The organism is Streptomyces sp. NPDC054887, from assembly GCF_053610585.1.
Window position 1 is genome coordinate 12,298 of record NZ_JBSGYQ010000083.1, and the last position, 18,405, is coordinate 30,702.

General features: G+C 73.1%; 16 protein-coding genes. 14 read left to right on the forward strand and 2 right to left on the reverse strand.

Annotated features, from left to right (window positions below):
* The first annotated feature begins 11 nt into the window (after positions 1–11).
* The 8 genes from ACWGH0_RS31095 to ACWGH0_RS31130 all read left to right on the forward strand — a co-directional run bounded on the left by ACWGH0_RS31095 (position 12) and on the right by ACWGH0_RS31130 (position 8,506).
* Complete coding sequence (locus tag ACWGH0_RS31095) at positions 12–1,121, forward strand: quinone-dependent dihydroorotate dehydrogenase (protein ID WP_453407610.1); 1,110 nt, start codon at positions 12–14, stop codon at positions 1,119–1,121.
* Positions 1,118–1,975: an orotidine-5'-phosphate decarboxylase gene (gene pyrF / locus ACWGH0_RS31100; protein ID WP_453407611.1), complete on the forward strand. Its 858-nt coding sequence runs from the start codon at positions 1,118–1,120 to the stop codon at positions 1,973–1,975. Before ACWGH0_RS31095 ends, pyrF begins: the two co-directional genes overlap by 4 nt.
* A 256-nt stretch (positions 1,976–2,231) precedes the next feature.
* The gene (locus ACWGH0_RS31105; protein WP_028814066.1) at positions 2,232–2,555 is read left to right on the forward strand and encodes an integration host factor; all 324 of its coding nucleotides are present in this window, start codon (positions 2,232–2,234) and stop codon (positions 2,553–2,555) included.
* Between the two features lie 39 nt (positions 2,556–2,594).
* Positions 2,595–3,188 carry a guanylate kinase gene (gene gmk / locus ACWGH0_RS31110; RefSeq protein WP_453407612.1) on the forward strand — a complete coding sequence of 198 codons (594 nt, stop codon included), beginning with the start codon at positions 2,595–2,597 and terminating at the stop codon, positions 3,186–3,188.
* Between the two features lie 28 nt (positions 3,189–3,216).
* Entirely contained in the window at positions 3,217–3,489 is a 273-nt protein-coding gene (gene rpoZ / locus ACWGH0_RS31115) for a DNA-directed RNA polymerase subunit omega (protein WP_028814064.1), read from the forward strand.
* A 111-nt stretch (positions 3,490–3,600) separates the two neighbouring features.
* Positions 3,601–4,806 (forward strand): bifunctional phosphopantothenoylcysteine decarboxylase/phosphopantothenate--cysteine ligase CoaBC, encoded by a 1,206-nt coding sequence (coaBC, locus tag ACWGH0_RS31120; protein ID WP_453407613.1) that lies wholly within the window; start codon positions 3,601–3,603, stop codon positions 4,804–4,806.
* A 250-nt stretch (positions 4,807–5,056) separates the two neighbouring features.
* Entirely contained in the window at positions 5,057–6,265 is a 1,209-nt protein-coding gene (gene metK / locus ACWGH0_RS31125) for a methionine adenosyltransferase (RefSeq protein WP_453407614.1), read from the forward strand.
* A gap of 96 nt (positions 6,266–6,361) precedes the next feature.
* Positions 6,362–8,506 carry a primosomal protein N' gene (locus ACWGH0_RS31130; protein WP_453407615.1) on the forward strand — a complete coding sequence of 715 codons (2,145 nt, stop codon included), beginning with the start codon at positions 6,362–6,364 and terminating at the stop codon, positions 8,504–8,506.
* A 164-nt stretch (positions 8,507–8,670) separates the two neighbouring features.
* Here ACWGH0_RS31130 and ACWGH0_RS31135 read toward each other — a convergent pair whose 3' ends face one another.
* The gene (locus ACWGH0_RS31135) at positions 8,671–9,213 is read right to left on the reverse strand and encodes a hypothetical protein (RefSeq protein WP_453407616.1); all 543 of its coding nucleotides are present in this window, start codon (positions 9,211–9,213) and stop codon (positions 8,671–8,673) included.
* Positions 9,214–9,498: 285 nt separating this feature from the next.
* Here ACWGH0_RS31135 and fmt point away from each other — a divergent pair, with 285 nt between their 5' ends.
* The 3 genes from fmt (at position 9,499) to ACWGH0_RS31150 (ending at position 12,587) form a co-directional block, all read left to right on the forward strand.
* Positions 9,499–10,449, forward strand: a complete 951-nt coding sequence (fmt, locus tag ACWGH0_RS31140) for a methionyl-tRNA formyltransferase (protein WP_453407617.1) — start codon at positions 9,499–9,501, stop codon at positions 10,447–10,449.
* A 37-nt stretch (positions 10,450–10,486) separates the two neighbouring features.
* Positions 10,487–11,947 (forward strand): RsmB/NOP family class I SAM-dependent RNA methyltransferase, encoded by a 1,461-nt coding sequence (locus ACWGH0_RS31145; RefSeq protein WP_453407618.1) that lies wholly within the window; start codon positions 10,487–10,489, stop codon positions 11,945–11,947.
* Between the two features lie 103 nt (positions 11,948–12,050).
* The gene (locus ACWGH0_RS31150) at positions 12,051–12,587 is read left to right on the forward strand and encodes a cysteine hydrolase family protein (protein WP_453407619.1); all 537 of its coding nucleotides are present in this window, start codon (positions 12,051–12,053) and stop codon (positions 12,585–12,587) included.
* Positions 12,588–12,599: 12 nt separating this feature from the next.
* Here ACWGH0_RS31150 and ACWGH0_RS31155 read toward each other — a convergent pair whose 3' ends face one another.
* On the reverse strand, positions 12,600–14,726 hold the full coding sequence (locus ACWGH0_RS31155) for an MMPL family transporter (protein ID WP_453407620.1): 2,127 nt from the start codon (positions 14,724–14,726) through the stop codon (positions 12,600–12,602).
* A 144-nt stretch (positions 14,727–14,870) separates the two neighbouring features.
* Here ACWGH0_RS31155 and rpe point away from each other — a divergent pair, with 144 nt between their 5' ends.
* The 3 genes from rpe (at position 14,871) to ACWGH0_RS31170 (ending at position 18,325) form a co-directional block, all read left to right on the forward strand.
* Positions 14,871–15,557, forward strand: a complete 687-nt coding sequence (rpe, locus tag ACWGH0_RS31160; protein WP_453407621.1) for a ribulose-phosphate 3-epimerase — start codon at positions 14,871–14,873, stop codon at positions 15,555–15,557.
* 79 nt (positions 15,558–15,636) lie between these two features.
* Positions 15,637–16,719 (forward strand): sugar-binding transcriptional regulator, encoded by a 1,083-nt coding sequence (locus ACWGH0_RS31165; RefSeq protein WP_453407622.1) that lies wholly within the window; start codon positions 15,637–15,639, stop codon positions 16,717–16,719.
* A gap of 163 nt (positions 16,720–16,882) precedes the next feature.
* Positions 16,883–18,325 carry a GuaB1 family IMP dehydrogenase-related protein gene (locus ACWGH0_RS31170; protein WP_453407623.1) on the forward strand — a complete coding sequence of 481 codons (1,443 nt, stop codon included), beginning with the start codon at positions 16,883–16,885 and terminating at the stop codon, positions 18,323–18,325.
* Positions 18,326–18,405 lie beyond the last annotated feature (80 nt).

An 18,405-nucleotide genomic window follows, 5' to 3' on the forward strand; every position in this document is an offset into this window, starting at 1 on the left:
GGAAAGCACCGATGTACAAACTCTTCTTCGACCTCGTCTTCAAGCGCATGGACCCCGAGCGGGCCCACTACACGGCCTTCCGCTGGATCCGCCTCGCCGCCCGGGTCCCGGTCCTGCGCACCTTCGTCGCCGCCGTCCTCGCGCCGCGGTACACCTCGCTGCGCACTGAGGCGCTCGGCCTGCGCATGCACGGTCCGTTCGGCCTCGCCGCCGGCTTCGACAAGAACGCGGTCGCCATCGACGGGATGTCGATGCTGGGCTTCGACCACATCGAGATCGGCACGGTCACCGCCCAGCCGCAGCCGGGCAACCCCAAGAAGCGCCTCTTCCGCCTCGTGAAGGACCGCGCGCTCATCAATCGCATGGGGTTCAACAACGAGGGCTCCGAGGCCGTCGCCGCCCGCCTGGCGGCCCGCAACCCGGTGTTCAGGACGGTCGTCGGCGTCAACATCGGCAAGACCAAGGTCGTTCCGGAGGAGGAGGCCGTCGCCGACTACGTCGCCTCCACCGAGCGCCTCGCCGCCCACGCCGACTACCTGGTGGTCAACGTCTCGTCCCCGAACACCCCGGGACTGCGCAACCTCCAGGCCACCGAGTCGCTGCGCCCGCTGCTGACCGCCGTCCGCGAGGCGGCCGACCGCACGGTCACCGGCCGCCGGGTGCCGCTCCTGGTCAAGATCGCGCCCGACCTGGCCGACGAGGACGTCGACGCCGTCGCCGACCTGGCGCTGGAACTGGGCCTCGACGGCATCATCGCCACCAACACCACCATCGCGCGCGAGGGCCTCGGCCTGAAGTCCGACCCCGCCCTCGTCAAGGAGACCGGCGGACTGTCCGGAGCGCCCGTCAAGGCACGCTCCCTGGAGGTCCTGCGCCGCCTGTACGCCCGCGTGGGGGACCGGCTCACCCTGGTCGGCGTCGGGGGCGTCGAGAACGCCGACGACGCCTGGCAGCGCATCCTGGCGGGCGCCACGCTCGTGCAGGGCTACAGCGCCTTCATCTACGAGGGGCCCTGCTGGGCCCGCGCCATTCACCGGGGCCTGGCGGAGCGCCTCGCCGCCAGCCCGTACGCCACCCTCGCCGACGCGGTCGGCGCCGAGACCCGGGAGAGCGCCAAGTGAGCGCAGCGACCGCATCGACCCCCGAGCCCTTCGGCGCCCGCCTGCGCCGCGCCATGGACACCCGCGGCCCGCTGTGCGTCGGCATCGACCCGCACGCCTCGCTGCTCGACGCCTGGGGCCTCGACGACGACGTCGCGGGCCTGGAGACCTTCACCCGCACCGTGGTCGAGGCGCTCGCCGACCGGGTCGCCGTGCTCAAGCCGCAGTCGGCGTTCTTCGAGCGCTTCGGCTCGCGCGGCATCGCCGTACTGGAGAAGGCGGTCGAGGAGGCGAGGGCGGCCGGCGCCCTGGTGCTCATGGACGCCAAGCGCGGCGACATCGGCTCCACCATGGGCGCGTACGCGGACACCTTCCTGCACCGGGGCTCGCCGCTCTTCTCGGACGCCGTCACCGTGTCGCCGTACCTCGGCTTCGGATCGCTGCGCCCGGCGCTGGACGCGGCGGTGATCAACGGCTGCGGCGTGTTCGTCCTCGGGCTCACGTCCAACCCGGAGGGCGCCGAGGTGCAGCGGGCCACCGCAGCCGACGGCCGCTCGCTGGCGCAGCTCATGCTCGACCACATGGCGGCCGAGAACGAGGGCGCCGAGCCGCTCGGATCGGTCGGCGCGGTGGTCGGCGCGACGCTCGGCGACGCGGGCGTCGACCTCGCCATCAACGGTCCGCTGCTCGCTCCGGGCATCGGCGCGCAGGGCGCGACGCCGGCCGATCTGCCGGGCGTCTTCGGAGCCGCGGTGGGCAACGTCGTGCCGAGCGTGAGCCGCGGTGTGCTGCGCTTCGGACCCGACGTAGCCGGACTGCGAGAGTCCGCTTCCCGCTTCGCCGACGAGGTCAGAGCGGCTGTCTCGGCGGCCTGACGGTGGACCGGCGATTCATGTTGACGGAATCCTGACCGAAAACCGGGGTGTTATGTCTGATATGCCTGGGTCGACAGAGGCTGACCAGGACTTTTCGCCGCTTCTCGCTGACTGGAGCGGTCCAGACCGCTAGTCTCCGTCGAGAGAAACGCGCAGCTCGTTGTTCGCAACCGCTGTTCGTGTCTCGCCTGGTGTGGGGCGACAAGGTTCCTCACCGGTCCGTATCCGACAGTTCGACATCCGAGGTGACGTAGGCGTGGCTCTTCCGCCCCTTACCCCTGAACAGCGCGCAGCCGCGCTCGAAAAGGCCGCCGCGGCTCGCCGGGAGCGGGCCGAGGTCAAGAATCGACTCAAGCACTCCGGCGCCTCGCTCCACGAGGTCATCAAGCAGGGACAGGAGAATGACGTCGTCGGCAAGATGAAGGTCTCCGCCCTGCTCGAGTCCCTGCCGGGCGTGGGCAAGGTCCGTGCCAAGCAGATCATGGAGCGGCTCGGGATCTCCGAGAGCCGTCGTGTGCGCGGTCTCGGCTCCAACCAGATCGCCTCTTTGGAGCGCGAGTTCGGCGGCGGAGCCGCCTGACGTTCTCGGGCACCCCCGAGAACCTGGATAATCGCATCCATGGCTGCAACATCCCGGGGGACGACCCCCGTACCCCCGGACGTACGTCCGCGGCTGACCGTGCTCTCCGGCCCCTCGGGTGTCGGCAAGAGCACGGTCGTCGCCCATATGCGCAAGGTCCACCCCGAGGTATGGCTCTCGGTGTCGGCCACCACGCGCAAGCCGCGACCCGGCGAGCGCCACGGCGTCCAGTACTTCTTCGTGAGCGACGACGAGTTCGACAAGCTCGTCGCCAACGGTGAGCTGCTGGAGTGGGCCGAGTTCGCCGGCAACCGCTACGGCACGCCCCGGCGTGCCGTGGCCGACCGGCTCGAAGCGGGCGAGCCCGTGCTCCTGGAGATCGATCTCCAGGGCGCGCGGCTGGTCCGCGAGTCGATGCCGGAGGCTCAACTGGTCTTCCTGGCCCCGCCCAGCTGGGACGAGCTGGTCCGCAGGCTGACCGGCCGCGGCACGGAGGCGCCCGATGTCATCGAGCGCCGCCTGGAGGCGGCGAAGATCGAACTCGCCGCGGAGGCGGAGTTCGACACCACCCTGGTCAACACCTCCGTCGAGGACGTGGCGCGCGAGCTGCTAGCCTTGATGGAAGTTGCTTGATCTCTGTTCACTTATCGGAAGGTAGAGCGTGTCCTCTTCCATTTCCACGCCCGAGGGCATCATCAACCCGCCGATCGACGAGCTGCTCGAGGCCACGGACTCGAAGTACAGCCTCGTGATCTACGCGGCGAAGCGTGCGCGTCAGATCAACGCGTACTACTCGCAGCTCGGTGAGGGTCTGCTCGAGTACGTCGGCCCTCTGGTGGACACCCACGTCCACGAGAAGCCGCTCTCGATCGCCCTGCGCGAGATCAACGCGGGTCTGCTGACCTCCGAGGCCATCGAGGGCCCGGCGCAGTAGTCAGCAGGCGCAGGAATCTTTTCCACCACAGGCCCGGCAGTGAGACTGCCGGGCCTGTGGTGTGTCATAGGGACGTAAACCGTCGGACAACCGGGCAAGCGGGGAGACGCAGTGGACAAGCCGAAGGTCGTGCTGGGAGTCAGCGGCGGCATCGCCGCGTACAAAGCCTGCGAGCTGCTGCGCCGGCTGACGGAATCCGGCCACGACGTACGGGTCGTGCCGACCGAGGCGTCGCTCCACTTCGTCGGCGCGGCCACCTGGTCGGCCCTCTCCGGCAACCCCGTCTCCCCGCAGGTGTGGGAGTCGGTGCACGAGGTGCCGCACGTACGGATCGGGCAGGCCGCCGACCTCGTCGTGGTGGCCCCCGCCACGGCCGACATGCTGGCGAAGGCGGCCCACGGCCTGGCCGACGACCTCCTGACGAACACCCTGCTCACCGCCCGGTGTCCGGTGGTCTTCGCCCCCGCCATGCACACCGAGATGTGGGAGCACCCCGCCACTCAGGAGAACGTCGCCACGCTGCGCCGCCGGGGCGCGGTCGTCGTCGAACCCGCCGTCGGCCGGCTGACCGGCGCCGACACCGGCAAGGGCCGGCTGCCCGACCCGGACGAGATCTTCGAGGTGTGTCGGCGCGTCCTCGCGCGGGGCGCGGCAGGGCCCGACCTCGCCGGGCGGCACGTGGTGATCAGCGCCGGCGGTACCCGCGAACCGCTCGACCCGGTCCGCTACCTGGGCAACCGCTCCTCCGGCAAGCAGGGATACGCCCTGGCCCGCACCGCCGTCGCGCGCGGCGCCCGGGTCACGCTCGTCGAGGCCAACACCGGTCTGCCCGACCCGGCGGGCGCCGACGTCGTCCGCGTCGGCACGGCGGTGCAGCTGCGTGAGGCGGTCCTCAAGGCCGCGGCGGACGCGGACGTGGTGGTGATGGCGGCGGCCGTGGCCGACTTCCGGCCGGCGGCGTACGCCACGGGGAAGATCAAGAAGAGGGACGGCCAGGAGCCGGCCGCCGTCGAGCTGGTGCGCAACCCGGACATCCTCGCCGAGATCTCCGCCGAGCGGCCCGGGCCCCCCGGGCAGGTGGTGGTCGGCTTCGCCGCCGAGACCGACGACGTCCTCGCCAACGGGCGGGACAAGCTCCGCCGCAAGGGCTGCGACCTGCTGGTCGTCAACGAGGTGGGGGAGCGCAAGACGTTCGGCTCGGAGGAGAACGAGGCCGTCGTGCTCGACGCCGACGGCGGCGAGACGCCGGTGCCGTACGGGCCCAAGGAAGCCCTCGCCGACACGGTCTGGGACCTGGTGACCCGCCGGCTCGGCTGATCCCCGGCGTACGCACCGCGGCGCGCCCGGCGCCCGCACACCTTAAGAATCGGGCCTTTCGCCCTCTGGCGGAGGGCCGCGGCCGTGCTGCACAATGCAGTGCCGCTGGTCACAGGGCTCCCAAGAAGCGAGACGCGTGGTCCGCCGACCGGAAGCGACCGATAAACTGGTGCCGGACCGACGCCGGGCGCAGCTCCCGGTCCGTTCCATCAATGCTCAGCCAGCAGCCGCTGCAACCCCAGGGAGCGATGTGTCCCGCCGCCTGTTCACCTCGGAGTCCGTGACCGAGGGCCACCCCGACAAGATCGCTGACCAGATCAGCGACACGATCCTCGACGCGCTCCTGCGGGAGGACCCGGCTTCCCGGGTCGCCGTGGAGACCTTGATCACCACCGGCCTGGTGCACGTCGCCGGCGAGGTGACGACGCAGGCCTACGCCGACATCCCCACGCTCGTACGCAACAAGATCCTCGAGATCGGCTACGACTCCTCGAAGAAGGGCTTCGACGGCGCCTCCTGCGGCGTCTCGGTGTCCATCGGCGCGCAGTCTCCCGACATCGCGCAGGGCGTCGACACCGCCTACGAGAAGCGCGTGGAGGGCGACGAGGACGAGCTCGACAAGCAGGGCGCGGGCGACCAGGGCCTGATGTTCGGATACGCCTGCGACGAGACGCCCGAGCTCATGCCGCTGCCGATCCACCTGGCGCACCGGCTCTCGCGCCGCCTGTCCGAGGTGCGCAAGAACGGGACCATCCCGTACCTGCGCCCCGACGGCAAGACCCAGGTCACCATCGAGTACGACGGCGACAAGGCCGTCCGCCTCGACACGGTCGTCGTCTCCTCGCAGCACGCCTCGGACATCGACCTCGACTCGCTGCTCGCTCCCGACATCCGCGAGTTCGTCGTCGAGCACGTCCTGAGCGGTCTGCTGGAGGACGGCATCAAGCTGGACACCGAGGGCTACCGCCTGCTGGTCAACCCGACCGGACGCTTCGAGATCGGCGGCCCGATGGGCGACGCCGGCCTCACCGGCCGAAAGATCATCATCGACACGTACGGCGGCATGGCCCGCCACGGCGGCGGCGCCTTCTCCGGCAAGGACCCGTCCAAGGTCGACCGATCGGCCGCGTACGCCATGCGCTGGGTCGCCAAGAACGTCGTCGCCGCGGGCCTCGCCGCGCGCTGCGAGGTCCAGGTCGCCTACGCGATCGGCAAGGCCGAGCCGGTGGGCCTGTTCGTCGAGACCTTCGGCACCGCCACGGTCGCGACCGAGAAGATCGAGAACGCCATCGCCGAGGTCTTCGACCTCCGCCCGGCCGCGATCATCCGCGACCTCGACCTGCTGCGCCCGATCTACGCCCAGACGGCGGCGTACGGCCACTTCGGCCGTGAGCTTCCCGACTTCACCTGGGAGCGCACGGACCGCGTGGACGCGCTGCGCGCGGCGGCGGGTCTCTGACCTGCCCGACTGTTCGACCGCGAAGGCCCCGGACCGCACTGGTCCGGGGCCTTCGCGCTGGTCGCGCTGTCAGTGGCGTCTGGTAGGAATTTGGCTGTGAGCAGGAACGACGAGCGGCCCGAAGAGCCCGGGGGCGGGGTGCCGGAGCAGCTTGCGCTCATTCGGGAGACGGTGCGGAAGGCGAAGGTTCCCAAGGCCAAGCCGCGGACCTGGCGCGGGGCGCCGCTGGCGAAGGAGCTGCCCGTCGCGCGGGTCCTGGTCGACAAGGGCGTGCTGCACCTCGACAAGTACTTCGACTACGCCGTGACGGAGGAGCTGGACGCCGTCGCCCAGCCGGGGGTGCGGGTGCGGGTGCGCTTCGGCGCCGGCGCGCACAACGTGCAGGGCGGCCGCCGTGAGGGCGGCGGGATGATCGACGGGTTCCTCGTCGAGCGGCGGGCGGAGTCCGACTACGCCGGGCCGCTGGCGGCGCTCGCCTATGTGGCGTCGCCGGAGCCCGTGCTGAGCCCCGACCTGCTGGCCCTGTCGCGGGCGATCGCCGACCGGTACGCGGGGAGCCTCGCCGACGTACTGCAACTCGCCGTGCCGCCGAGAAACGGGCCGGCCGAGGCCAAGCCCTCGCCCGACCCGCTGCCGCCGCCCCCGGCGCCGGAGGCCGGCACGTGGGAGCGGTACGCCCACGGGCCCGCCTTCCTGCGGGAGCTGGCGGCGGGCCGGGCGCCGCGGGCCGTGTGGAACGCCCTGCCGGGGCCGCACTGGCCCGAGGAGCTGGCCCGCGCCGTGGTCGCGACGCTGGCCTCGGGGAAGGGCGCGCTCGTCGTGCTGCCGGACGGGCGCAGCGCCGCCCGGGTGGACGCCGCGCTCACCGCGCTGGTGGGCAAGGGGCACCACACCCTGCTGACCGCCGACGCCGGACCCCAGAAGCGGTACCGGCAGTGGCTGGCCGCGCGGCGGGGGTCGGTGCGGGCGGTGATCGGGACGCGGGCCGCGATGTTCGCTCCCGTGGCCGACCTGGGCCTCGTGGCGGTGTGGGACGACGGCGACTCCAGCCACAGCGACGACCACGCGCCGTTCCCGCACGTGCGGGAGGTGCTGGAGCTGCGGGCGCACCACAGCCGATGCGGATTCCTGCTGGGGGCCACGAGCTGCACCGTGGAGGCGGCCCAGCTGGTGGAGAGCAAGTGGGCCGCTCCGCTGCGGGCCGGCCGCGACCAGGTCCGGGCCGCCGCCCCGCTGATCCGCACCGTCGGCGACGAGGAGGTGGCCAGGGACGGGGCCGCGCGGGCGGCGCGGCTGCCCAGCCTGGCCTGGCAGACCGTGCGCGACGGGCTCAGGTCCGGGCCGGTCCTGGTACAGGTGCCCCGGCGCGGCTACGTGCCGAGCCTCGCCTGCGAGCGGTGCCGTACGCCGGCCAGGTGCCGGCACTGCGCGGGGCCGCTGGAGGCGGCCGACCAGCAGGAGCTGCACTGTGGGTGGTGCGGCCGGGACGCGGCCGGATGGCGGTGCGGCGAGTGCGGCAACGCGCGGCTGCGGGCGCAGGTCGTCGGGGCGCGCCGCACGGCGGAGGAGCTGGGGCGGGCGTTTCCCGCGGTCCCGGTGCGCACGTCGGGGCGCGACCATGTGCTGGAGAGCGTGCCCGGTGCGCCGGCGCTGGTCGTCAGTACGCCGGGCGCCGAGCCGGTGGCCGAGGGAGGTTACGCGGCGGCGCTGCTGCTCGACGGCTGGGCCATGCTCGGGCGGCCGGACCTGCGGGCGGGGGAGGAGGCGCTGCGGCGCTGGATCAGTGCCGCGGCGCTGGTCAGGGGGCAGGCCGAGGGCGGCACGGTGGTCGTCGTCGCGGAGCCGTCACTGCGGCCCGTGCAGGCGCTGGTGCGGTGGGACCCGGTGGGGCACGCGCAGCGGGAGCTGGCGGAGCGCGCGGAGCTGGGCTTCCCGCCGGTGTCGCGGATGGCGGCGGTGAGCGGCCGGCCGGAGGCGATCGAGGCGTTCCTCGCGGCGGCCGAACTGCCGGCGGACGCCGAGGTGCTGGGGCCCGTACCGCTGCCGGTGGTGGAGCCCGGCCGGCCCCGCAGGCCCGGCGACCCGCCGGTCGGCGAAGTGTGGGAGCGGGCGCTGCTGCGGGTGCCGCCGGGGAGCGGGGCCGCGCTCGCGGCGGCGCTGAAGGCGGCGCAGGCGGCGCGGCTGGCCCGGGGAGGCGGCGATCCGGTGCGGATCAGGATCGATCCGCCGGACATCGGCTGAGCGGAGGCCCCCGCCGCCGGGTGGGGGTCCGCCGGGCGCGGTGCCCGCTCGCTCCGGCCGGAGCCGGTCGCTCCTGCGGGGTGGGGCCGCGATCCGCCCCGGCCGGCGGAGCGAGGCCGCCCGGCGCGCGCTGTCGCGCCCGCGGGGCCGGCCTCGGGGGACGGTCAGCCGTTGCGGGGGCCCGGGAAGGCGGTCGGGCGCAGTTCGTCGCGCAGCGACTGGCTCGCGGCCGTCGGCTGCGGCGGCATGGAACGGGCCGCCGGGACGGACGGCAGGGGCGGCGGGGCAGGCAGGGTCCTGGTGGCGGTCGCCGCCTCGGTGGCGAGCTCGGCCTCGGCCGGCGCGGTGGTCTGCGCCGCGGCCCGCCGCGCCCCGTAACGCCGGTGCACGGCCTGCTTGGTGACTCCGAGCGCCGAGCCGACCGCGTCCCAGGAGAAGCCGAGCGAACGGTCGAAGTCCACCGCGGCGGTGACCAGCGTCTCGACGCTGTCCCGCAGTTCCTGCGCGAGGCGGACGGTGGGCGCCGGGGCCCGGCCGTAGACGACGAAGCCCGTGGACGGGCCGGAGCGGCGCGGGCGGTAGACGTTGCCGAGCTGGGCGGTGAGGGTGCGCAGTGCGTCCACCTGCCGGCGGACCCGCTCGATGTCCCTCACCAACAGATGCAGGCTGGCCCGTGCTTGGGCGTCGTGGGTTGCGTGGTCGGCCATGAACAAGCCTCTCGAACCGGCGTGAAAGAAAGGGAGGAAGAAGGACGGAAAAGGGGTGCGTGACGGGGTCGGGGCCGCTCGCGCGGGCCGTTTCGGTCAATCTCACTTGACCAACGCGTCACCCTGCGCCGGGGTCACGCTGCTGGGGGCGTACGCACATGCGCGCGGGGCGCGCGGATGTGCGTACGCCCCCAGGGGCCAGGGTCCTTGGCGGCCCATAGACTGGTGCGTCTCCGGAAAGCCGCACCTGTTCCGCCCTTCCTGCCCGAGAGGCCCGCGCCACCGATGAAGCTCGTCTTCGCAGGCACCCCCGAGGTCGCCGTACCCGCCCTGGACGCCCTGATCGCCTCCGACCGGCACGAGGTCGCCGCCGTCGTCACCCGGCCGGACGCCCCCGCCGGACGCGGCCGCAAGCTCGTCGCCAGCCCCGTCGCGGCGCGCGCGCAGGAGGCCGGGATCGAGGTGCTCAAGCCGGCGAGCCCGCGGGACGAGACCTTCCTCGCGCGGCTGCGCGAGATCGCCCCGGACTGCTGCCCCGTCGTCGCGTACGGCGCGCTGCTGCCCAAGGCGGCCCTCGACATCCCGGCCAAGGGATGGGTGAACCTGCACTTCTCGCTGCTGCCGGCCTGGCGCGGCGCCGCCCCTGTGCAGCACGCCCTGCTGGCGGGCGACGAGGTCACCGGCGCGTCGACGTTCCTCATCGAGGAAGGGCTCGACTCCGGTCCCGTGTACGGCGTCCTCACCGAGCAGGTGCGTCCCACCGACACCAGCGGCGACCTGCTCACCCGGCTCGCCTTCGCGGGCTCCGGGCTGCTCGCCGCCACCATGGACGGCATCGAGGACGGCACGCTGCACGCCGTGCCCCAGCCCGCCGAGGGCATCACGCTCGCGCCCAAGATCACCGTCGAGGACGCGCAGATCGACTGGACCGCGCCCGCGCTGCGCGTCGACCGCGTCGTGCGCGGCTGCACGCCGGCCCCCGGCGCCTGGACGGTGTTCCGCGGCGAGCGGCTCAAGCTCGTCGCCGTGAAGCCGCTGCCGGACCGGGCGGATCTCGTGCTGGCCCCCGGCGAACTGGCGGCGGGCAAGAAGAACGTCTACGCCGGAACCGGATCGCATCCGGTCGAGCTGCTCTGGGTGCAGCCGCAGGGCAAGAAGCCGATGCTCGCGGCCGACTGGGCGCGCGGCGTGCGGATCGCCCCGGGCGAGCACGTGGGCTCGGCGGACGTAGGCTGAGAGGGTTCGTCCCCCTCTTCAGCGGAGCACCTTTTTCGTGAGTGACCAGCCAAGCAGCAGTCCCGCCGAGCGAGCCGCCAAGCGTCCCGCCAAGCCCCACCGGCGTCCGCAGAAGGACCCGGTCCGCTTCCTCGCGTTCGAGGCGCTGCGCGCCGTCGACGAGCGCGACGCGTACGCGAACCTCGTCCTGCCTCCGCTGCTGAAGAAGGCCCGTGCCAAGGGCGGCTTCGACGAGCGCGACGCCGCGCTCGCGACCGAGCTGGTGTACGGGACGCTGCGCCGCCAGGGAACGTACGACGCGGTGATCGCGGCGTGCATCGACCGGCCGCTGCGCGAGGTCGACCCGCCGGTCCTCGACGTGCTGGCGCTCGGCGCCCACCAGCTCCTCGGCACCCGCATCCCGACGCACGCCGCCGTCTCGGCCAGCGTGGAGCTGGCGCGCGTGGTGCTCGGCGAGGGGCGCGCGAAGTTCGTCAACGCGGTGCTGCGCAAGATCTCCAAGCAGGATCTCGACGCCTGGGTGGAGCAGGTCGCCCCGCCGTACGACGACGACGCCGAGGAGCACCTGGCCGTCGTCCACTCGCACCCGCGCTGGATCGTCAGCGCGCTCTGGGACGCCCTCGGCGGCGGCCGCGCCGGCATCGAGGACCTGCTGGACGCCGACAACGAGCGGCCCGAGGTGACCCTCGTCGCCCGCCCCGGCCGCTCCACCGCCGACGAGCTGCTGGACGTGCTGGGCGAGGACTCCGCCCTGCCGGGCCGCTGGTCGCCGTACGCCGTGCGGCTGGCCGAGGGCGGCGAGCCGGGGGCCATCGCGGCCGTCCACGAGGGGCGCGCCGGCGTCCAGGACGAGGGCAGCCAGCTGGTCGCCGTCGCCCTCGCCAACGCGCCCGTCGAGGGCCGTGACGAGCGCTGGCTCGACGGCTGCGCCGGGCCCGGCGGCAAGGCCGCCATGCTGGCCGGACTCGCCGCCGGGCGCGGCGCGGCCCTCCTCGCCGCCGAGAAGCAGCCGCACCGCGCCCGCCTGGTGGAGCGCGCGCTGGCGGGCAACCCGGGGCCGTACCAGGTCGTCGCCGCCGACGGGCTGAACCCGCCGTGGCTCGCGGGGTCCTTCGACCGCGTGCTGGTGGACGTCCCCTGCTCGGGGCTCGGCGCGCTGCGCCGCCGGCCCGAGGCGCGCTGGCGTCGCCGCGCCGAGGACCTGGAGGGGTTCGCCCCGCTCCAGCGCGGGCTGCTGCGCGAGGCGCTGGGCGCGGTACGTGTGGGCGGCGTGGTGGGGTACGCGACCTGCTCGCCGCACCTCGCCGAGACCCGGATCGTCGTCGACGACGTGCTCAAGGGGCGTGGCGGGCACGCGCCGGTCGAGGCCGAGTGGATCGACGCCCGGCCGCTGATGCCCGGAGTCCCGGCACTGGGCGACGGTCCCGACGTACAGCTGTGGCCGCACCTGCACGGTACGGACGCGATGTACCTGGCGCTGCTGCGCCGCACCGCCTAGGCCGGGTCCGCCGGGCCGGGTGCCTCGGCCGCACAGGGGAGGCCCGGCCGGAAGGCCCGTACTTGAGTGAAACGAACGCCCGCTTGCGGGAACCCTGGGGCGTATGGGAAAGACCGCGCTCATCGTCATCGACATGATCAACACGTACGACCACGACGACGCGGACCTGCTCATTCCCTCGGCGCGCAAGGCCGTACCGGCGATCGTCCGGCTGATCGAGCGTGCCAGGGAGAGCGGCGTTCCGGTCGTCTACGTCAACGACAACTTCGGCGAATGGCGTTCGCACCACGGCGAGATCGTCGACACGGCGCTCGCGGGGCCGCACGCGGACCTGGTGCGGCCCCTCCGGCCGGACGGCGACTCGCTGTTCGTCGTCAAGGCGCGCCATTCGATCTTCTTCGAGACCCCGCTCGGCTACCTGCTGAGCTCGCTCGGGGCCGACCACGTGGTGCTGTGCGGCCAGGTGACGGAGCAGTGCGTGCTGTACTCGGCGCTCGACGCGCACATCCGGCACCTGCGGGTGACCGTCCCGCGCGACGCCGTCGCGCACATCCATCCGCCGCTGGCCGAGGCCGCGCTGGAGATGATGCGGCGCAACATGCACGCCGACATCGTGGCCGGCGCCGACGTCGCGTGGTGAACCCGTCCGCGTTCACCGGTCCTTGTCGTCCCCGGCCATGCGGTGGGGCCACCACACCTTCGGGCCGGCGTCCAGGAACAGGGCCGGCACGAGTACGGACCGTACGACGAGGGTGTCGAGGAGCACGCCCAGCGCGACCGCGAACCCGATCTCGGCGAAGGCGACCAGCGGCAGGGTGCCGAGGGCGGCGAACGTGCCCGCCAGGACCAGGCCGGCCGAGGTGATGACCGCTCCGGTGGTCGCCAGGCCCGTCACCACGCCCGCTCTGGTGCCCCGGCGCCGCGCCTCCTCGCGGATACGGGTGGACAGGAAGATGTTGTAGTCGATGCCCAGCGCCACCAGGAACACGAAGACGAACAGCGGGAAGTCCGTCGTCTCGCCCGCGTAGTCGAAGACGTACCGGAAGGCGAGCGCGCTGAGGCCCAGCGCGGCGGCGAAGGACAGCACGACCGTCCCGATCAGGAGCAGCGGCGCGACCAGCGAGCGCAGCAGCGCCATGAGCACCAGCAGCACCACGACCAGCACCAGCGGAATGATCAGGACGTTGTCTCGGGTGGTGGCCTCGTCCATGTCCAGGAGCGCCGCCGTGCCGCCGCCGACCTGGGCGTCGGCGTCCGGGACGGCGTGCACCGCGTCCCGTACCCGCTCCACGGTGTCCTTGGCGGCCGCGCTGTCGGCGCTCGCGGTCATGGTGGCCTCGACCAGCACCCGGCCGTCGTGCACGGGCTTGGTGCCCGGCGGTACGGCGATCGACCGGGGCACCACCCCTTCGGTCCGGGCCACGGCCTCGCCGACCTGCCGGGCCTGCTCGGCGTCACTCACCACGACCAGAGGGCTGCCGCTGCCCGCGGGGAAGTACCGGGCCTGGACCTCCTGCCCGGTGATCGCGTCGGGTTTGCCGGTGAAGGCGTCCGCGTTGCCGACGCCCTCGGCCCGCAACTGCGTCAGGCCCACCGCGAAGACGGCGAGAATCAGCGCCGTGACCCCCCAGACGGTCCTCGGGCGCCGGGCGATACGACGTCCGGTACGGGCCCAGATTCCGCGCTCGGTGGGTTCGGGGGAGCCGAGGTGCGGGATCACGGGCCAGAAGATCCAGCGGCCGAAGATCACGAGCAGGGCCGGGAACAGCGTCAGCATGGCCAGCAGCGCGACGGCGACGCCGATCGCGGCGACCGGGCCGAGCCCGCTGGTCGAGTTCATCTGCGCGAACATCAGCACGAGCATGCCGAGCACCACGGTGGCCCCGCTGGCCAGCACGGCGGGCCCGGCCCGGTGCAGGGCGAGCGCCATCGCCTCGTGCCGGTCCTCGTGGCGGCGCAGTTCCTCGCGGTAGCGGGCGACCAGGAGCAGGGCGTAGTCGGTCCCCGCGCCGAAGACGAGGACCGTGAGGATGCCGGCGCTCTGCCCGTTGACGGTCAGGTCGGCGTGCTCGGCCAGCAGGTAGATCAGCGCCTGGGCGGCGGCCAGCGCTCCGATCACCGCCACGACCGGCACCACCAGGAGCGTCGGACTGCGGTAGGTGATCAGCAGCATCACGATCACCACACCGAGGGCCGCGAGCAGCAGGGTGGAGTCGATGCCCTCGAAAGCCTCCGAGAAGGCGGCGGAGGTGCCGCCCGGTCCGGTGATGTGGATCGCGAGCCCGCCCTCGCCCGCGCCGCTCTCGGCGCGCAGCGACTCGACGGCGGGCGCCAGCCGTTCCCACCCCTTCTCGTCCATGGTGATCGGTACGAAGACCTGGGCAGCGCGCGGGTTCTCGGGCCGGTCCAGGACGGGGCCGCGCGTCTCGGCGCCGCGCAGCCCGTGGTCCCGCAGGGCCTTGAACGCCGCGACGTCCTCGGCGACGCGCGCGCGGTCGGCGGGGGTGAGACCGCTCTCGCGGGCGTACACGACGACGGCGGGGACGACCTCGGGGCGGAACTCCTCGGCCTCCTGGAGGACCTGCGTCGACTCGGCCCCGCCGGGCAGCCAGGAGGCGGAGTCGTTGTCCTGGGCGTCGGTCAGTCTGGCCGCCAGCGGGAAGGCCAGCACGATCACCACCAGCCACAGCACCACCACGACCCACTTGCTGCGCCGCCCGCAGACCAGCCGGGCCACACCTCGCCGCGGCGGCGAAGAAAGCTTCTGCGTCTCGGGCACGACGCCCCCTGAGGCCATGTGTCGGGTCTGTCGCGGGCCGATTCGTCGGGATTGCGCGGTGTGTGCTCATCCCGGGTGCCTCTGGTCCGTACCGATGGGACCACCGGGGCGAGGAAGCGTCCCGGAACGTGGCAGGCTTGGCCCATGGCTGTTCAGATCAATCCCAGTATCCTCTCCGCCGACTTCTCCCGCCTGGCGGAGGAGGCGAAGGCCGTCGAGGGCGCCGACTGGCTCCATGTCGACGTGATGGACAACCACTTCGTCCCCAACCTCACGCTGGGCGTGCCGATCGTGGAGTCCCTCAGCCGGGCGACGGACATCCCGCTCGACTGCCACCTGATGATCGAGGACGCCGACCGCTGGGCGCCCCAGTACGTCGAGGCGGGCGCCGGATCGGTCACCTTCCACGCCGAGGCGTGCGCCGCCCCCGTCCGCACGGCGCGCGAGATCCGCGCCAAGGGCGCCCGCGCCTCCATGGCGCTGAAGCCGGCGACGCCCGTCGAGCCGTACGAGGACCTGCTCCCCGAGCTGGACATGCTGCTGATCATGACCGTGGAACCGGGCTTCGGCGGCCAGGCGTTCCTCGACATCATGCTGCCGAAGATCCGCCGCACCCGTGAGCTGATCTCCAAGCACGGCCTGGAGCTGTGGCTCCAGGTGGACGGCGGTGTGTCGGCGTCGACGATCGAGCGCTGCGCGGAGGCCGGCGCCGACGTCTTCGTCGCGGGCTCGGCCGTGTACGGAACGGACGACCCGGCCGCCGCGGTGCGCATGCTGCGCAACCAGGCGGCCGAGACCACGGCCACGGCCGGCTGGGCATGCGGACACTGAGCCACGGCTCGGTGAACGCCGCCCTTCGGGGCTGATCAAGGTCTCGCTGATCTGACAGGATGAACAGCGAGCCCAGAGTGTGAACAGCAGTGAGGAGATCGCGGTGTCTGCAATGTCGGCGGGCCGGTCAGCCCTGCGGATGGGACCCGCAGAGCTGGTCCAGGCGGCGGCCATGGCCCGCCGCTTCTACCTGGAGGGCAAGTCCAAGATCCAGATCGCCGAGGAGTTCGGCGTCAGCCGCTTCAAGGTGGCCCGGGTCCTGGAGACCGCCCTCGAACGCGATCTCGTACGGATCGAGATCAGGGTGCCCGCCGAGCTGGACGCGGAGCGCTCCGACGCGCTGCGCGCCCGCTACGGCCTGCGCCACGCGGTCGTCGTCGAGTCTCCCGCCGACGCCACCGAGGACGCCCTCCCCGGATCCCCGGGCTTCGCCGGCAGTGCCCCCACCGACCCGGAGAACCTGGGCGAGGTGGCGGCCGACCTGCTCGGGGAGCTGGTCAACGAGGGCGACGTCCTCGGCCTGGCCTGGGGCCGCTCCACGATCCACATGGCGGCGGCCCTGCACCAGCTGCCGCCGTGCACGGTGGTCCAGCTGACCGGTGTGTACGACGCGGGGACGGCGGAGCGCGGCTCCGTGGAGGCGGTGCGCCGCGCGGCCCAGGTCTCCGGCGGCGAGGCGCACCCGATCTACGCGCCGATGCTGCTGCCCGACCCGGCGACCGCGGCGGCGCTGCGCAGCCAGACCGGCATCGCGCGCGCCTTCGAGTACTTCGACAAGGTCACGGTCGCGGCCGTGTCCATCGGCTCCTGGGAGCCGGGCATCTCGACCGTCCACGACATGCTCTCCGACGAGGAGCGCGCCCACTACGCCTCGCTGGGCGTCGCCGCCGAGATGTCGGCGCACCTGTTCGACGCCCAGGGCCGCCGGGTCGGGCGCGACCTCGGCGAGCGGTGCATCACCGTCGAGGCGGACCGGCTGCGGCGGATCCCCGAGGTCGTGGCCATCGCGGGCGGGCTGCGCAAGGCGGCCGCGATCGACGCCGTGCTCAGATCGGGCCTCGTCACCAGCCTGGTCACGGACACCGCAGCGGCCGACTACCTGCTGAGCGAGACGGGCACGGCGCCCCGGCCCGCGCTGGACCGCGCGGACCCGGACGACTGAGGACGCGCACGAGCGGTCGGAGGATCGTACGAGTGCACCCCCTGTGGCCTGGAGGTTCGGCCCGGAGGGTGTTCCGGCGCGGGCATGGGACACTGAAGTACGTGCGTTTTTCCCCGGCTGAAATGCCCGGGGGCCAACTCCGAACGACTGGGATGTTCAGCACGTGCGTTTCCTCAACGATCTGAAGCCGCCGTACGACCTCACGTACGACGACGTATTCATGGTGCCGAGCCGCTCGGCCGTGGGTTCCCGCCAGGGCGTGGACCTCGCCGCCCCCGACGGCACCGGCACCACCATCCCGCTGGTCGTGGCGAACATGACCGCGATCGCCGGCCGCCGGATGGCCGAGACCGTGGCCCGCCGCGGCGGACTCGTCGTCATCCCGCAGGACATCCCGATCGAGGTCGTCACCGAGGTCGTCTCCTGGGTGAAGACCCGTCACCTGGTGCTCGACACCCCGATCGTCCTGGCCCCCTCGCAGACCGTCGCCGACGCGCTGTCGCTGCTGCCCAAGCGGGCGCACGGCGCGGGCGTCGTCGTGGACGCCGAGCGCCGCCCCGTCGGCGTCGTCACCGACCACGACCTCACCGGCGTCGACCGGTTCACGCAGCTGTCCGAGGTCATGTCCCGCGACCTCGTCCTGCTGGACGCCGGGATCGACCCGCGCGACGCGTTCAACCGCCTCGACCACGCCAACCGCAAGTACGCGCCCGCCGTCGACAAGGACGGCCGCCTCGCCGGTGTCCTGACCCGCAAGGGCGCGCTGCGCGCGACGCTCTACACGCCCGCCACCGACGCGGCGGGCAAGCTGCGCATCGCCGCCGCCGTCGGCATCAACGGCGACGTCGCGGGCAAGGCCAAGCAGCTCCTCGACGCCGGTGTGGACACGCTCGTCGTGGACACCGCGCACGGGCACCAGGAGTCGATGATCGCCGCGGTCAAGGCCGTGCGCGGGCTCGACCCGCAGGTTCCGATCGTGGCCGGCAACATCGTCGCCGCCGAGGGCGTGCGCGACCTCATCGAGGCCGGCGCGGACATCATCAAGGTCGGTGTGGGCCCCGGCGCCATGTGCACCACCCGCATGATGACCGGCGTGGGCCGCCCGCAGTTCTCCGCCGTCCTGGAGTGCGCCGCCGAGGCGAAGAAGTTCGGCAAGCACGTCTGGGCCGACGGCGGCGTCCGCCACCCCCGTGACGTCGCGATGGCGCTGGCCGCCGGCGCGTCCAACGTCATGGTCGGCTCCTGGTTCGCCGGTACGTACGAGTCGCCCGGCGACCTCCAGCACTCGGCCGACGGCCGCGCGTACAAGGAGTCGTTCGGCATGGCCTCGGCCCGCGCCGTGCGCAACCGCACGAGCGAGGAGTCGGCGTACGACCGTGCCCGCAAGGCGCTGTTCGAGGAGGGCATCTCCACCTCGCGCATGTTCCTCGACCCGGCCCGTCCGGGTGTCGAGGACCTGATCGACTCGATCATCGCCGGCGTCCGCTCCTCGTGCACCTACGCCGGTGCCGGCTCGCTGGAGGAGTTCGCCGAGAAGGCGATCGTGGGGGTGCAGAGCGCCGCCGGCTACGCCGAGGGCAAGCCGCTGCACGCCAGCTGGAGCTGACGCTCCACGGTTCGACGTGATCACCACCGGCCGGGGGGCCCGGGGCCGGGGGGCCGGCGGGGGGTGGGTGGGGGGGCCCG

What these genes read in the sequence shown, in the direction of transcription:
- ACWGH0_RS31095 (WP_453407610.1), top strand. Translation starts at nt 12, where the DNA reads ATGTACAAACTCTTCTTCGACCTCGTCTTCAAGCGCATGGACCCCGAG.
- gmk (WP_453407612.1), top strand. Translation starts at nt 2,595, where the DNA reads ATGGCTGCAACATCCCGGGGGACGACCCCCGTACCCCCGGACGTACGT.
- ACWGH0_RS31135 (WP_453407616.1), bottom strand. Translation starts at nt 9,213, where the DNA reads ATGGCCGACCACGCAACCCACGACGCCCAAGCACGGGCCAGCCTGCAT.
- fmt (WP_453407617.1), top strand. Translation starts at nt 9,499, where the DNA reads ATGAAGCTCGTCTTCGCAGGCACCCCCGAGGTCGCCGTACCCGCCCTG.
- ACWGH0_RS31150 (WP_453407619.1), top strand. Translation starts at nt 12,051, where the DNA reads ATGGGAAAGACCGCGCTCATCGTCATCGACATGATCAACACGTACGAC.
- rpe (WP_453407621.1), top strand. Translation starts at nt 14,871, where the DNA reads ATGGCTGTTCAGATCAATCCCAGTATCCTCTCCGCCGACTTCTCCCGC.